This is a genomic window from Curtobacterium flaccumfaciens, assembly GCF_013359815.1.
In the GTDB taxonomy this organism is placed as follows: Bacteria; Actinomycetota; Actinomycetes; order Actinomycetales; family Microbacteriaceae; genus Curtobacterium; species Curtobacterium flaccumfaciens.
The window spans coordinates 99,823-114,713 of sequence record NZ_JABMCF010000039.1 but is presented as its reverse complement, the minus strand read 5'-3'; the positions used below and the strand labels follow the sequence as shown (position 1 = coordinate 114,713).

Sequence of the window (14,891 nt, the reverse complement as noted above, 5' to 3'; positions counted from 1 at the left end):
GCCATTCCCGTGTGACGGCGAGCGGGTCAGGCGTCGAGCGCGCGCCGTGCGGCCGCGACGACCTCGGCGTCGGTGACGAAGTGCGCGGAGCCGTCGTCCCCGGCGCCCATCGGCACCCCGCCGTGCGTGCTGTCCGCGGCCGGACGCTTGGCCGACAGGTGCACGGCGGCGGCACCGGTGGCGAGCAGTGCGCGGACGTCGGCGGGGGTGACCCCGGCGCCGGCCATCACCTGCACGGGCCCGGCGGCCTCGACCATGCGGGCGATCGTCTCGGCGCCGGCGACCGCGGTGGGGGCGGCACCCGAGGTCAGGACGCGGGTGAACCCGAGCGCGGCGAGCGACCCGGCTGCGGCGACGGGGTCGGTCGCGTGGTCGATCGCGCGGTGCAGGGTGACCTCGGCGGTGGCGCTGACCGACCGGGCGGCGTCCACGAAGCGGCGGAGGGCGTCCTCGTCCAGGGTCCGGTCGGGGCGCAGGGCACCGACCACGACACCGGCGGCCCCGGAGCGCAGGACCGTGCGGACCTCGCGCACCATGAGCTCGACCTCGTCGGGGGAGTGCACGAACCCGCCCGGGCGGCAGCGGACCAGCGCGTGCGCCGGGATCCCGGTCTCGTGGGTCGTCTCGACCAGTGCCTGCGAGGGGGTGAGCCCGCCGAGCTCGAGTCCGACGCAGAGTTCGACGCGGTCGGCGCCGCCGTCCCGCGCGGTGATCGCACCCGCCGGAGAGGTGACGGCGATCTCGAGTGCGGCGGTGGTGCTCATGCAGGGGCTCCGAGCGGTTCGTTGGAGGCGGGGACGATGCGGGCGCGGAGGTCCGGTGCCGTCGGGAACACTCGATCGTAGGGGAACATCGGGCGCTCGATCCTGTGGTGCCCGAGGCGCAGCAGGTCCTGGTCGACACCACCCGGGGTGAGCGCGAGCATCCAGTCGGCGGACATGTCGAACAGCTCCGGTTCGAGGTACCCGATCTTCACGATGACGACGTCCGCCTGCCGCGGCGCCAGGTCGAGGTCGGTGAAGTCGTGCTCGTGGTGGTACGGCTTCCGCAGCTTCGTCAGGATCGCGAAGACGCTGCCGACCTGCAGCACGACCTCGGTCTCGGCGTCCCGGTCGCCGTGCTTGATCGCGTGCACCCGGCCGGTCATCGTGATCGGACCCGCGTGCACGTGGTCGACTTCGGCACCGGCCGTCACGGTGATCGTCGCACCGACGCCGGCCTCCACCGCCGCGGCGACCGCGGCCGGTCCGGGCACGCTCGCGTAGATGACGGTCGGGCCGGACGGGTCCTGGAACTCCGGGCGGGCGAGCACCTGCGTCAGGCCCCAGGTCATGTCCCCGGAACCGCCGGCCGTGGGGTTGTCGCCGGAGTCCGAGACGAAGTACGGCTTCGCGGCGCCCGGGGCGAGCGCGGCGTCGAGGCACTCCTCGAACGTGCCGGTCGGTGCGACGAAGACGAAGTCCTCGCGGACGTCCCAGAACGCGCGGGCGAGCCGCTCGGCACCGGCGGCGACGGCGGCCTCGTCCCACCCGGTGACGACGGTGACGGCCTGGTCGCGGGGCTGGTCGGCCCAGGCGTACCCGACCCAGATCGCGGCGTCGAGCACGCCCTCGGTCTGCTCGACGAGCGGGACCTGCGCGTACAGGGACTTCGCCGGCTCGAGACGGGTCGAGGTCTGCTCGCCGGGCAGCAGGACGGGGATCGGGATCCACGCCTTCACGGGTCGCTGCGCACCGACCGGGCGTTCGATGAGCACGTCGACGAGGTTCCGGACGGCACGCTCCTTCGTCTCGAGGGTGTCCTCGTGCGGGGCCATCCGGTAGCAGGTGACGAGGTCGACCTGGTGGGCGAGCTCGCGCGTGACGTTGCCGTGCAGGTCCATCGACGCGGAGACGATGACGTCGGGGCCGACGACCGCGCGGATGCGGCCGAGCAGGTCCGTCTCGGCGTCGTCGAGCCCCTCGACCACCATCGCACCGTGGATGTCGTACCAGAGCCCGTCGACCGGACCCATCGCACCCAGCCGCTCGACGATCTCGTCGGCCAGGGCTTCGTACGACGCCCGGTCGACGATCCCGCCGGGCAGCGCGTGCCCGATGAGCGCCCCGCGGAAGTCCGCCCGGTCGGCCATGGTCGCCAGGAACGGGTACCGGGCGACGGCCTCGTCGCCGCGGTCCGGGTGGAACGCGGGGGCGTGGGTCCGGGTCGGCGTGAACGTCGACGTCTCGATGGCGAGCCCGGCGATGGCGATGACCGGGCGACGGGCACCAGCGGTGCTGGCGGGGGCGGCGGGGGTGACGGGACCGGTCTCAGACACGGACGCTCCTGTTCCTGGTGGTGGACTGGGGGATGGGCGCGGAGAGCTCCTCGAGCGAGGCGGCGAGGCCCCGCTGCAGCGCGAACTGCCCGGCGCCGACGAGCCCGGCGTCGGCGCCGAGCGACACCGGCTCGATGGCCAGGTGCTGGGTCATCAGCGGGTGGCAGCTCTCGTAGAGCTGGCTCCGCACGGCGGCGATGAACGGGTCGAGGGTCGACAGGATGCCGCCCAGGTAGACGGCGTCCGGGTTGAAGAAGTTCACGTTGGCGGCGAGCACCTCGCCCAGGTACTTGCCCGCCATCCGCACGGCACGGGTTGCCTCGGGGTGTGCGTCCGAGGCGAGCCGGACGACGTCGGCGGTCGACGCGACGTCGACCCCGGCGTTCGACAGGATCCGGACCAGGGCGGCACCGGACGCGACCGTCTCCAGGCATCCGGTGTTGCCGCACGAGCACGGGGTGTCCCCGGCGGCGTCGATCCGCACGTGGGTGATGTCCCCGGCGGCCCCGGTCGACCCGCGGTAGAGCCGGCCGTCGATGACGATGCCCGCGCCGATCGCCGACCCGGCCTTGATCGTGATGGTCTGGCGTCGAGCCGGGTCCTGCACGGTCTGTTCACCCGCCGCCATGCAGTTCGCGTCGTTGTCGACGATCGCCGGCAGGCCGAACCGGTCGCTCAGCCACGCGGCCACGGGGAACCCGTTCCACCCCGGCATCCGGCTCGGCAGGTCCACGACCCCGGCGACGACGTCGACGGGCCCGGGCAGGCTGAGCCCGACGCCCCGCAGCCCCTCGCGACCACGGTCGTCGGCGAGCCGCTCGAGCAGCGCGGCCAGGCGCTGGAGCCCGGCGGTCGGACCGTCGGAGAGCGCGAACGGGACGTTCGCGACCGACTCGAGCGCGCCTCCGGGCAGGACCACGCCGATGCGCGCGTGCCCGCCACCGACGTCCGCGGCGACCGCGTACTCGTCGACGCCGCCGATGCGGAGCACCTTGCGGGGGCGCCCGCCGGTCGAGACGTCCGTACCTTCCTCGGCGAGGATCCCGTGCTCCAGGAGCTGGCCGACGACGTGCGAGACGGTCGAGGGGGCGGCTCCGAGCACCTTCGCGATCTCGGTCCGGCTGGCGGCCTGCCCCGAGGCGACGAGCTCGAGGACGCGGGCGCTGAGATCGGCCACGACTTTCTCCAATCCGGGCGGAACGGGAGTGGAACACCGGTCGGTGGTCCGTTCTGCCGCGAGCCTACGGGGCGGATCGAGCGGTCCACCCTTTCGTCCGTTCCGCAGTAACGCAGTTTTTACATCGAGATGTTTGTTTTTCCAATCGCTTTGGTCCTTGACTGTCCTCGTGCCGCTCGGCACCCGTGCTCCACCTCCCCGAAGTCCCTCGCACAAGGAGACACCGCATGTCCAAGCCCCGTCGCTGGGCGCTCCTCACCGGAGCTGCGATCGCCGTGAGCGCGCTGCTCGCCGGCTGTTCCGGAGGCGGCAACGCCTCGCAGGGATCGACCGACGAGATCGACTACGCGCTCCCCGCCAACTTCACGCCGAACTGGATCCTGCCGATCGGCACCGCCGCGCACCTCAACACGAACAACGGCTCCATCGCCCAGTCGCTGTACGAGCCGCTCGTCGCGTACGACGGCTCCACCGGCAAGATCGCGTGGAACAAGGCCGGCTCCGTCGCCACCGACGCGAAGTTCGCCGACGACGGCAAGAGCGTCACCATGACGCTCGGCGACCGGCACTGGTCGGACGGCGAGGCGATCACGAGCCGCGACGTCGGGTTCTGGTTCAACCTGATCAAGGCGAACAAGGACCAGTGGGGCTCGTACTCCAAGGGCAAGGCGCCGGACAACTGGACGTCGTTCAAGGCCGTCGACGACACGCACTTCACCATCACGTTCGACAAGGCCTACAACTCGGACTGGATGCTCGCCAACCAGCTGAGCCACATCATCCCGCTGCCCCAGCACGCCTGGGACAAGACCAGCGCGACCGCGAAGGTGACCGACGCCGACGAGACCACCGCCGGCGCGAAGCAGGTGTGGAAGTACCTCAACACCGCCGCCGGCAAGATCTCCGACTACGCCACCGACGACCTGTGGAAGACCATCTCCGGTCCCTACGGCGTCAAGACCTTCACCACGGCCGGCAAGGTCACGCTGACAGCCAACAAGAAGTACGACGGTGGCGAGAAGCCGTCGATCACCACGGTGAACCTGCTCCCCTTCACCACGGCCGACGCCGAGGTGAACGCCGTCCGCTCGGGCGAGGTCGACTACGGGTACATCAACGCCACCGACATGGACCAGAAGGCGTCCTTCACCGGGAAGGGCTACGAGGTCGAGCCGTGGACCGGCTGGGCCATCACGTACATGCCGTACAACTTCAACAACCCCGACATGGGCGCCGTCTTCAAGCAGCTGTACGCCCGTCAGGCCGTCCAGATGTCGATCGACCAGACGTCGCTGTCGAAGGTGGTCTTCAACGGCACCGCCACCTCGACCTACGGTCCGATCCCGCAGGCACAGGAGTCCGACTACGTCTCCGACGTGCAGAAGTCGAACCCGTACTCGTTCAGCACCTCGAAGGCCAAGGACCTGCTGACCAGCCACGGCTGGGAGGAGCAGGGCGGCACGATGGTCTGCACCGACCCGGGCACGTCCGCCAGCCAGTGTGGCGAGGGGGTCAAGGAGGGCACGAAGTTCTCGATGCAGGTCCTGTCGCAGTCCGGTTCGACCGTGACCGACAACATGATGAGCGCGATCCAGTCCTCGCTCGCGAAGACCGGCATCGACTTCATCATCAAGACCGCACCGGTGTCGAGCGTGCTGTCGCAGACCCCGACCTGCACCTCGGACGAGGCCAGCTGCGACTGGGACCTGTCGTTCTTCGGCACCGCGGGCAGCTGGTACTTCCCGGCCTACCCGACCGGTGAGTCGCTGTTCCAGACCGGCGGTTCGGCGAACTTCGGCAGCTACTCGAACAAGGAGGTCGACTCCCTGATCGACGCGACCACCACCTCGACCGATGCCACCGCCGTGCAGGACTACAGCGCCGCGGTCGCGAAGGACCTGCCGGTGATCTGGCTGCCGAGCCCCGACTACCAGATCTCGGTCGTCAAGAAGGGCCTGTCCGGGTTCGACCAGGACTCGCTCGCCAACTTCCACCCGGCCCAGTGGAAGTGGACCAAGTAGGTCGCTGACGCGACCACGGCCTGGAGGCGCGGTGCGGGCCCGACCCGCACCGCGCCTCCGCCCCGGCTCACGCAAGAACCGACCATCGGAACCCGCATGACCACAGCTCTCTACCTCACCAGGCGCGTCCTGCAGGCACTCGCGGTGATCCTCATCGTCACCGTCGTGGTGTTCTGCCTGCTGCACGCGCTGCCCGGCGGCCCCGCCCGCGGCGTGCTCGGCGTCTCCGCGACCCCCACGCAGATCGCCCAGTTCAACCAGGCGCAGGGGCTCGACCAGCCGCTGCCCGTGCAGTACCTGCGGTTCCTCGGTCGTCTGCTCACCGGCGACCTCGGCACCTCGTACACCCTCAACGAGCCGGTCTCGCAGCTCATCGCCGAGCGCCTGCCGAAGACCCTCGTGCTCACCGGCATCTCCGCGGTGCTCGGACTCGTCGTCGCGATCCCGGTCGGGATGCTCCAGGCGGCCCGCCGCAACGGTGCGGTCGACTACGCCGCCACCGCCCTGGCGTTCGTCTTCTACTCGACGCCGGCGTTCTTCCTGGGGCTCGTCCTGATCATCGTCTTCAGCCAGCAGCTGCCGTGGCTGCCGTCCCAGGCCCCGAGCGGCACCACCCTGGCCGAGGTGTTCCAGGACCCCGCCGGACTCGTGCTGCCCGTGGTGACCGGAGCCCTCGCGATGATCGCGGTGTTCAGTCGGTACATGCGCGCCTCGACGCTCGAGAACCTGCAGGAGGACTACGTCCGCACGGCCCGTGCCGGCGGCGCCTCGACCGCGACGATCCTGCGGCGGCACGTGTTCCGCAACTCGCTGACCCCGGTCGTCGCGATGCTCGGGTACTACCTGCCGGTGCTGTTCGGTGGCGCCCTGGTGACCGAGCAGCTGTTCAACTACCCCGGCATGGGGCTGCTCTTCTGGAACGCCGCGCAGTCCTCCGACTACCCGACGCTGCTCGGCTGCGTGCTCGTCATCTCCATCGCGACCGTCATCGGCACCCTGCTCGCCGACGTCGCACAGTCCCTCATCGATCCCCGAGTGAAGGCGAGCCGCGCATGACCGCCACGTCAGCCATCGATGCTGCGTCCACCCATGACGTGAAGGCGAGCCGCGCATGACCGCCGTCCAGATGGCCCCCGAAGCCCCGGGCGCCCCCGTCACCGTCGCGGCGACCGGGTTCCGGCTCGCAGCCCGCCGGTTCCGGAGCAACACCCTCGCCGTGATCGGCCTCGCCCTGATCGTCGTCATCGTGCTGTTCTGCTTCGTCGGCCCGTTCGTGTACCCGACCGACCAGACCCACACACTGCTCGAGCAGGCCAACCAGGGCCCGAGCGCCGCGCACTGGCTCGGCACCGACGCCGTCGGCCACGACGTCCTCGGCCGCCTGATGTACGGCGGCAAGGTCTCCCTGATGGTGGGCATCGCCGCCGGGGTCCTGGCCACCGTCGTCGGCACCCTGTGGGGTTCCGTCGCCGGGTACGTCGGCGGCTGGGTCGACGCCCTGATGATGCGCGTCGTCGACGCCGGCATCGCGATCCCGGCCCTGTTCATCCTGCTCGTCATCTCGGCGATCACGAACCCCGGCGTCGGCGGCCTCATCGTCATCCTCGGCCTGGTGTCCTGGCTCGTGCCGTCCCGCCTGATCCGCGCCGAGACCCTGACGCTCAAGAACCGCGACTACGTCCTGACCCTGCGCGCGATCGGTGGCTCGCACGCCCGCGCCATCGGCAAGCACCTGCTGCCGAACTCGGTGTCGACGATCGTCGTCGCGGCGACGTTCCAGGTCGCCGACGCGATCCTGCTGGTCGCCTACGTCTCGTACCTCGGGCTCGGCGTGCAGCCGCCCGCGACGGACTGGGGCGGCATGCTCTCGGCGGGACTCACCGCCGCCTACTCCGGACGCTGGTGGCTCATCGTGCCGCCGGGTCTGGCCGTGATCCTGGTCGTCTGCGCGTTCAACGCGGTGGGCGACGGACTGCGGGACGCCTTCGACGTGCGGGGCCGCTGATGACCAACGAACCGATCCTGCGGACGACCGACCTCGGCGTCTCCTTCAGCACCGAGTCCGGCACCGTCGACGCCGTGCGGGGGGTGTCCCTGTCGGTCGCACCCGGCGAGACCCTCGCCCTGGTCGGCGAGTCCGGCTCCGGCAAGTCGACGGTCGCCCTCGCCGCGATGGGTCTGCTCTCCGGCAACGCGACGGCCTCGGGCAGCGCCGTCGTCGCCGGGCACCAGGTGATCGGCGCCCCCGAACCCGCGCTGCGGGCCCTGCGCGGCTCGACCGTCTCGATGGTCTTCCAGGAGCCCGCGACCGCGCTCGACCCGCTCACCCGCGTCGGTGCCCAGATCGCCGAGGTGATCCGGAACCACCGAGACGTCTCCGCGTCCGCCGCCGCGGCCGAGGCCGTCGACCTGCTCCGTCGCGTCGGCATCCCGGACCCCGAGTCCCGGACCCGTTCGTTCCCGTTCCAGCTGTCGGGTGGGCAGCGCCAGCGCGTGGTCATCGCGATGGCGATCGCGAACGCCCCGAAGCTGCTCATCGCGGACGAGCCGACCACCGCCCTCGACGTGACCGTGCAGGCCGAGATCCTCGAGCTCCTCCGCGCGCTCGCCGTCGAGACCGGTACCGGCGTGCTGCTCGTCACGCACAACATGGGGGTCGTCGCGGACTTCGCCGACCGGGTCGCGGTCATGCTCCAGGGCGAGATCGTCGAGACCGGCGGGGTCGAGGACGTCCTCCTCCGCCCCGAGCACGAGTACACCAAGCGGTTGCTCGCCGCGGTGCCGCGGCTCGACGTGGCGGGCGATCGTCCGCCGGCTCCCGTCACCGACGCGGAGACCGAGCCGGCCGGGAGGCCCGGTGCGGCCCCGGTGGTCGACCTGCGGGACGTCTCGGTGACGTTCGGGCGCGGGGCGCGCGCCGTCCACGCGCTCGCGGGCATCGACATCGCGGTGCACGCCGGTGAGACCGTCGGCCTGGTCGGCGAGTCCGGCTCCGGCAAGTCGACCGCGGCCCGGGTGGCGCTCGGGCTCATCAAGCCGACGTCCGGCACGGTGTCGCTGTTCGGGCAGGACCTGCGGACCGCGAAGGGCCGTGACCGTCGTGCACTCCGCTCCGGCATCGGCGTCGTGCTGCAGGACCCGGTGGCGTCCCTCGACGCCCGGATGTCGGTGGCCGAGTGCATCGCTGAGCCCCTCGCCGTGCACCGTCGCGGGATGTCGTCGGCCGATCGTCGTCGTCGCATCGACGAGGTGCTCGACGCCGTGCGGCTGCCGCGGACCCTGGCGTCCCGTGCCCCGCGCGAGCTCTCCGGCGGGCAGCGCCAGCGGGTCTCGCTCGCCCGGGCGCTGGTGCTCGAACCGCGGTTGCTCGTCGCCGACGAACCCACCTCGGCGCTCGACGTCAGCGTGCAGGAGACCGTGCTCGAGGTCCTCGGCGAGCTGCAGGACGACCTCGGCTTCGCGTGCCTGTTCGTCTCGCACGACCTGGCCGTCGTGCAGCACTTCGCCGAGCGCGTCGTCGTGATGCGCCAGGGCGTCGTCGAGGAGCAGGGCACCACCGGCACGACACTGCTGCACCCCACCACCGACTACACCCGTCGGTTGCTCGCCGCGGTGCCGGTGCCCGACCCCGTGCTGCAACGGCAGCGTCGGACGGAGCGCCTCGCCTCACTCGCGGCGGTGACCGCGTGACCCGGGTCCTGGCCGGGGTCGACGTCGGCGGCACGAACACGAAGGTCGTCCTGACCACGCCCGACCTCGAGGTCATCGACCGCCTCGACCTGCCGACGCCCGCCCACGCGGGTGGGGCGGCGATCGTGACGGCGGCACTCGGGGCCGTGACGGGTCTGCTCGACACGCACCGGGCCTCCTTGGCGGGTGTCGGGGTGGGCGCGGCCGGCGTCGTCGACCGGACCACGGGGACCGTCCTGGTCACCGGCAACTCGTTCACCGGTTGGGCCGGCTACGGCGTGACCCGGGCGGTGACGGACGCCCTCGGCGTCCCCGCGACCCTGGACAACGACGTGAACGCGTTCCTGCTCGGCGAGATCGCCACCGGTGCGGTCGTGGGGGAGTCCGACGTGCTCGGGATGACCCTCGGCACCGGCGTCGGCGGTGCGCTCGTGCTCGACGGACGGCTCTTCGCCGGCCCGCGCGGAGCCGCCGGCGAGATCGGCCACGTCCCCGGCTTCGGCGATGCCCGGTGCACCTGCGGGCAGACCGGGCACCTGGAGACCATCGCAGGCGCACGGGGCATCGCCGACCGCTACGCCGAACGCTCTGGGCGGATGCTCTCGGCACGGGACGTCGCCGTCGCCGCACGCGGCGGGGACACCGACGCGGCCGCCGTCTTCGCCACCGCGGGGTGGGGCCTGGCCCGTGCCGCACTGCTGACCGCGGGGATCCTCGACGTCACCACCGTCCTGATCGGCGGCGGGATCGCTCGGTCCTGGGACCTGCTCGAACCGGCCATCTCGGCGGCGATCGCCGCGGAACCGCCGGTCAGCGGGGCGACGATCCGGCTCGCGCAGTCGACGCTCGGGTCCGATGCCGTGGCACTCGGCGCAGCGGCGCAGGTGCGAGCGCGCGTGCTGGAGCCGGAGACCGCGTAGCGGGGGAGCGCCCGGTCAGGGCACCCAGACGACGATGCCGCGCAGGTCGTGGAGCACGGCGGCGAGTCCGGCGCGCAGGCCGCGGGCCGCGCGGTCCTCGGTGAAGGTCTCCGGGTCGTAGTGACTCGACGGGCCGAGGCCCTCGCCGCGGAACCCGCCGCCCGTCCAGTCCGCCGCCGTGACGTTCGACGTCGGCTCCGCGATCTCGGCACCGACGACCAGGAACTGCTGGTGGAGCGCGGTCGGCGAGACGGCCGCGAGCGGGTCGACCATGTGGTTGCCGACGGTGATGACCAGGTCGGGCTCGGCGTCGACGGCGCGCAGGACCGCGGCGATCCGGTCGTCGGGGCCCTTCGCCGAGACCGGGGTGACGGTGACGTCCTCGTCCGCGGCCCACGACTCGACGGCGTCGAGCAGGGTCCGGGTCGGAGCGTCGGCGGCGTCACCCGCGTCGGAGAGCAGCACGACGTCGTAGCCGGCGGGGGCGTGCACCCCGGACCACGAACCGGGCTCGGGGTGGATGGTGGCCTCGGGGGCCGGCGGCTGGTCGGGGTCGGAGAACCCGGTGCCCAGGACCCCGGCCGAGGCGTGCGCCGACGCGGTCGCCGTCGGGCCGGTGCCGCCGGTGGCGCCGTCCGACGCCCCGGAGCAGCCGGCCAGCAGCGCGGTGCCGGCCGCGGCGAGGGCGACGGCGGTCAACAGGGAGGTCGTCCGGGTGGCGGGGCGGATCACGGCACCATGCAAGCACGCTCGACGGCCGCTCCGGGCCGGTCCGGGGACCTGTCCGACCGCCGTCCCGTTGCTGGTCACCGGTTGTTCACCTGCCGGTCGTCTGCGGGCCGGATCGTCTGCGCGTGCCCTCCGGAACCACCGCCGCGCTCCTGCGCGCCCGCCCTGCCCGCTCCGCCCGCTCCTTCCCCCTATTCGCGCTCGTCGCACGCGTCGTCGCCGCGCTCGTGCTGCTCGGGGTGGTCGTGATCGGCGTGCTGGCGGGTGCTGCACCGGCGTCGGCGCACGGCTTCAGCTCGGTGGTCTACGCCGACGTCACGTCCACGAAGCCGACCGTCGTGCAGGCGAAGCTCGGGCTCGAGTACGACCTGATGCTCGTCTCGGTGGCCACGAGCGAGCACGACGACGCGCTGCACGAGCAGGGGCAGCAGGCCTGGGACGACGGGGACTTCCCGGGGATGGTGACGGCTGCCGAGGCGCACACCGACGCGATCGGGAAGTACGTGTTCGACCGGTTCCGGGTCACCGGAGCCGGCGGGCAGGCCTGCACGGGCACGCTCGACGACACCGTCACCGTCGACCTGCAGGACGAGGTGCCGTACGCCCACGTGACCGCGGACTTCACCTGCCCGGAACCGTCGGAGACGCAGTCCGGGCACGTGGTGTCGTCGGAGCTCTTCCCCGACGACGAGACCTTCGTGCGCGACACCAAGACGATCGTCACCTACGACGTCGACGACCGGACGGGTTCGGCCACCCTCGACGCCTCGCAGCGCACGTTCTCGACCGAACAGTCGGCGGGTGAGCGCTTCTGGGAGTTCTTCCGCCTCGGCGCCGAGCACCTGCTGACCGGGATCGACCACATCCTGTTCCTCGTGGCGCTCATCGCCGGATCGCGTCGCCTGCGCGAGGTCGTCTACACGGCGTCCGCGTTCACGATCGCCCACTCGATCACGTTCATCCTCGCCGCCCTCGGTGTGGTGAGCCCGCCCGCGATCGTGGTCGAGCCGCTCATCGCCCTGTCCATCGCCGCCGTCGCCGGCTGGTACCTGTGGCGGCTCTGGCGTCGTCGATCGCGGGCCGACGAACTGGTGGTCGGCGAGCACGGACACTTCTCGCTCGACCGCGCCGGCTGGACCCGCCTGGCCGTCGTCTTCGCCTTCGGGCTCATCCACGGGCTCGGGTTCGCCGGGGCCCTCGGCATCCACGAGGCGTTCTCGTGGCAGCTGCTGGTCTCGCTCCTCATCTTCAACGTCGGCATCGAGGCCGTGCAGCTCGCGATCATCGTCATCGTCTTCCCGCCGCTCTCGCTGCTGCGGCGGAAGGCACACCGGATGTCGCTCTGGGTGACGGGTGCCGTGACCGCCGGCGTGTTCGCGATGGGGATGATCTGGTTCGTCGAGCGGCTCGCGGCGGGCTGACGCTCGCCTCGGGCCCGCTGACGAGTCGCGTTCGTTCCTGAACAGCGACGAACCGTCACTCAGCGTTTACCAAGACGTTTTGCAGTGCATGCAGAGTCTTCCGTGCTGCACCATCCCACGTCTGAGAAACGGACCAACATGAGTCTCCTGTCCGGCGCCACTACCCGGCGCAGAACCACCACCCTCCGCGTCTGCGGAGCCGTCCTCGGGGCCGCGCTCATCGCCGGTGCCTCGATGGTCGGCACGAACGCCGCCACCGCCGCGACGAACACCCCCACCACCAACATCTCGACCGGTGGCCCGATCCACATCCTGCTCGGCGTCGGCGCGACCGAGAGCCAGCGCATCGCCTCGTGGTACTTCCCCACGAACGTCGCGCAGTCGCTCGAGATCCAGAAGACCGCGTCCATGACGGACGGCGTCTTCACGGACGCCAAGCAGACGGTCGCCGCCTCGGAGGCCGCGAACACCGCAGCCGACTCGAGCGCGACCGACTCGAACACCAAGAGCATCCCGGGCATCGCCGCCGAGTCGGGCTACATCAACGCGCACGCGACGATCTCGGCCCTCGAGCCGAACACCTCGTACACGTACCACGTCGGTGCGGCGGACGGCTCGGCCTGGTCCGCGTCGTACACCTTCACCACGAAGAGCTTCTCCGGCGACTTCGACTTCCTGTTCTTCGGTGACCCGCAGATCGGTTCGTCCGGCTTCACGGACGACGACGGCGCCGGCTGGGCGGACACGCTCAAGTACGCCACGTCGACCGAGCCGGACGCCGAGCTCCTGGTCTCCGGTGGCGACCAGGTCGAGCACGCCAACAACGAGTACGAGTGGGGTGCGTTCGCCGACAGCAGCGACGTGCTGAAGCGCTACCCGTGGGCCTCGACCATCGGCAACCACGACGTGGGTGGCAAGGCCTACGAGCAGCACAACCAGGTGCCGAACTCGCTCAAGGTGCCGGACTTCTACCCGGGCGGCAACACCACCGCGAACTCGGGTGGCGACTACTGGTACATGTACAAGGGCGTCCTGTTCATCGACATCAACTCGAACGCCTACGCGGCCGGTTCGGACGCTGCCCACGTGAACTACGTGCGCGACGTCATCAACCGCTACGGCGACGACGCGAAATGGACGACGCTGGTCTACCACCACTCGATCTACTCGCCGGCCGACCACGCGAACGACCGTGACAACCAGCAGCGCCGGTTCGACTTCACGCGTTCGTTCTCGGACATGGGTGTCGACCTCGTCCTGCAGGGCCACGACCACTCCTACTCGCGCAGCTACGCGATCAAGAACGGCAAGAAGGCCAACGTCAACGAGCAGCCTGCTGCTCCCGAGGTCTTCTCCGGCCCCGGCGGCGTCATCTACATGACGGCGAACTCGGCCTCCGGCTCGAAGTACTACGACCTCACCACCCCGGACGCCACCCAGGGCTACGGCGCGGACCCGCTCGACCCCAAGGGTGAGCGTCACTTCGCCAACTCGGTCGAGAACCAGGAGCACGTCCGCACCTTCGTGAAGGTCTCGGTCACCGACGACAAGCTCGCCGTCGAGAACATCCGCGCCAGCGACTGCACCACGCTCAACTCGGCGGTGCAGCACGGCAAGGTGGACAGCTGCGGTGTGACCCTCCAGCCGACGGCCACGGCCGACCCGGCTGCGATCGGTTCGACGGTCGACAAGTTCAACCTGCACGCCACGCTGCCGACGACGACCACCACGCTCACCGCGTCGGCCGCGGAGCAGACCTACGGCACCGCCAAGCCGGCCACGGTCACCGCGACCATCGCCGGTGGCATCGGTACCCAGCAGGGCACCGTGACGTTCAAGGACGGCAGCAAGGTCCTCGGCACGGCCCCGGTCAAGGACGGCGCGGCGAGCATGACGCTGCCGAAGACGCTCGCCATCGGCAAGCACGCGGTCACGGCCTCGTTCGTCAACGCGGACCCGGTGTACTCGGGAACGAACTCGAAGACGGCGAAGGCCATGACGGTCACCGTCGAGAAGGCCCCGTCCCGCACCGCCATCAAGTACAGCGGCGGCAAGGCGACCGTCCAGGTGAAGGCCACCGGCTTCAGCGTCGACGGCACCGCCCGGATCTACCAGGGCTCGAAGCGCCTCGCCACCGTCACGGTGGAGAACGGCGTGGTCACGTCGAAGCTCCCGCTGAAGAAGGGCACGCACAACCTGCACGCCGTCTTCGCCGGGACCTCGGAGCTCAGCACGAGCACCAGCCCGACCATCAAGGTCGTCATCAAGTAGCACCCGGCACCAGCAAGGGCCCCGCGATCCCGATCGCGGGGCCCTTCGCCGTGTGTCCGGGGGTGGGCGACCGGTCCTACCCGGGACCGGCGCCGCACCGGCTGACGGGAGACCCGAACTCCCTACCCGTCCGCTGGTGAGAGCGGCCGGTCAACCTGTGGTGAGCATGCGCTCACAGGCCGGGATCGCCTAGGCAGCCAGGCCAACTGCCAGGCTTTGGGCGAATGTTCAGACATTCCTAGGTAATCACTGTGGAGAAGCGCATACTTCGAGCCACCGAGAATGCGCGCTCGTCGCCGACGTCACCCCGCCTCTCCTTGCAGGAAGCGGTCGGACCGTGCAGGC

The 14,891-nt window shown here is 71.0% G+C and carries 11 protein-coding genes; 7 read left to right on the top strand and 4 right to left on the bottom strand.

Features of this window, described 5'->3' with window-relative positions:
• Positions 1-26 precede the first annotated feature (26 nt).
• Genes HP445_RS12055 through HP445_RS12045 form a run of 3 tightly spaced genes read right to left on the bottom strand, consistent with a single transcriptional unit; the run spans position 27 to position 3,494 of the window.
• Complete coding sequence (locus tag HP445_RS12055; RefSeq protein WP_128780216.1) at positions 27-764, bottom strand: copper homeostasis protein CutC; 738 nt, start codon at positions 762-764, stop codon at positions 27-29.
• Positions 761-2,317: a M81 family metallopeptidase gene (locus tag HP445_RS12050; RefSeq protein WP_128780215.1), complete on the bottom strand. Its 1,557-nt coding sequence runs from the start codon at positions 2,315-2,317 to the stop codon at positions 761-763. The genes HP445_RS12055 and HP445_RS12050 overlap by 4 nt, the downstream gene beginning before the upstream one ends.
• Positions 2,310-3,494, bottom strand: a complete 1,185-nt coding sequence (locus tag HP445_RS12045; protein ID WP_083404204.1) for an ROK family protein — start codon at positions 3,492-3,494, stop codon at positions 2,310-2,312. Before HP445_RS12045 ends, HP445_RS12050 begins: the two co-directional genes overlap by 8 nt.
• A gap of 227 nt (positions 3,495-3,721) precedes the next feature.
• Here HP445_RS12045 and HP445_RS12040 point away from each other — a divergent pair, with 227 nt between their 5' ends.
• The 5 genes from HP445_RS12040 (at position 3,722) to HP445_RS12020 (ending at position 10,125) form a co-directional block, all read left to right on the top strand.
• Positions 3,722-5,515: a peptide ABC transporter substrate-binding protein gene (locus HP445_RS12040; RefSeq protein ID WP_128780214.1), complete on the top strand. Its 1,794-nt coding sequence runs from the start codon at positions 3,722-3,724 to the stop codon at positions 5,513-5,515.
• A gap of 96 nt (positions 5,516-5,611) precedes the next feature.
• Positions 5,612-6,571: an ABC transporter permease gene (locus HP445_RS12035; RefSeq protein WP_027467218.1), complete on the top strand. Its 960-nt coding sequence runs from the start codon at positions 5,612-5,614 to the stop codon at positions 6,569-6,571.
• A gap of 55 nt (positions 6,572-6,626) precedes the next feature.
• Positions 6,627-7,520: an ABC transporter permease gene (locus tag HP445_RS12030; protein ID WP_111024068.1), complete on the top strand. Its 894-nt coding sequence runs from the start codon at positions 6,627-6,629 to the stop codon at positions 7,518-7,520.
• Positions 7,520-9,205 carry a dipeptide ABC transporter ATP-binding protein gene (locus tag HP445_RS12025; protein ID WP_128780213.1) on the top strand — a complete coding sequence of 562 codons (1,686 nt, stop codon included), beginning with the start codon at positions 7,520-7,522 and terminating at the stop codon, positions 9,203-9,205. The genes HP445_RS12030 and HP445_RS12025 overlap by 1 nt, the downstream gene beginning before the upstream one ends.
• Complete coding sequence (locus HP445_RS12020; RefSeq protein ID WP_128780212.1) at positions 9,202-10,125, top strand: ROK family protein; 924 nt, start codon at positions 9,202-9,204, stop codon at positions 10,123-10,125. Before HP445_RS12025 ends, HP445_RS12020 begins: the two co-directional genes overlap by 4 nt.
• A gap of 15 nt (positions 10,126-10,140) precedes the next feature.
• On the opposite strand, the gene HP445_RS12015 is transcribed toward HP445_RS12020, so the two are convergent.
• The gene (locus HP445_RS12015; protein WP_128780211.1) at positions 10,141-10,857 is read right to left on the bottom strand and encodes a type 1 periplasmic-binding domain-containing protein; all 717 of its coding nucleotides are present in this window, start codon (positions 10,855-10,857) and stop codon (positions 10,141-10,143) included.
• Between the two features lie 122 nt (positions 10,858-10,979).
• Between HP445_RS12015 and HP445_RS12010 the strand changes: the two genes are divergently transcribed.
• Together HP445_RS12010 and HP445_RS12005 are read left to right on the top strand one after the other, a co-directional pair.
• Positions 10,980-12,275, top strand: a complete 1,296-nt coding sequence (locus tag HP445_RS12010) for a HupE/UreJ family protein (RefSeq protein ID WP_128780210.1) — start codon at positions 10,980-10,982, stop codon at positions 12,273-12,275.
• Positions 12,276-12,413: 138 nt separating this feature from the next.
• Positions 12,414-14,546: an Ig-like domain repeat protein gene (locus HP445_RS12005; protein ID WP_111028678.1), complete on the top strand. Its 2,133-nt coding sequence runs from the start codon at positions 12,414-12,416 to the stop codon at positions 14,544-14,546.
• Positions 14,547-14,891 lie beyond the last annotated feature (345 nt).

Coding starts and splice junctions, on each gene's coding strand:
- HP445_RS12025 (WP_128780213.1), top strand. CDS start 7,520: ATGACCAACGAACCGATCCTGCGGACGACCGACCTCGGCGTCTCCTTC.
- HP445_RS12055 (WP_128780216.1), bottom strand. CDS start 764: ATGAGCACCACCGCCGCACTCGAGATCGCCGTCACCTCTCCGGCGGGT.
- HP445_RS12005 (WP_111028678.1), top strand. CDS start 12,414: ATGAGTCTCCTGTCCGGCGCCACTACCCGGCGCAGAACCACCACCCTC.
- HP445_RS12035 (WP_027467218.1), top strand. CDS start 5,612: ATGACCACAGCTCTCTACCTCACCAGGCGCGTCCTGCAGGCACTCGCG.
- HP445_RS12040 (WP_128780214.1), top strand. CDS start 3,722: ATGTCCAAGCCCCGTCGCTGGGCGCTCCTCACCGGAGCTGCGATCGCC.
- HP445_RS12030 (WP_111024068.1), top strand. CDS start 6,627: ATGACCGCCGTCCAGATGGCCCCCGAAGCCCCGGGCGCCCCCGTCACC.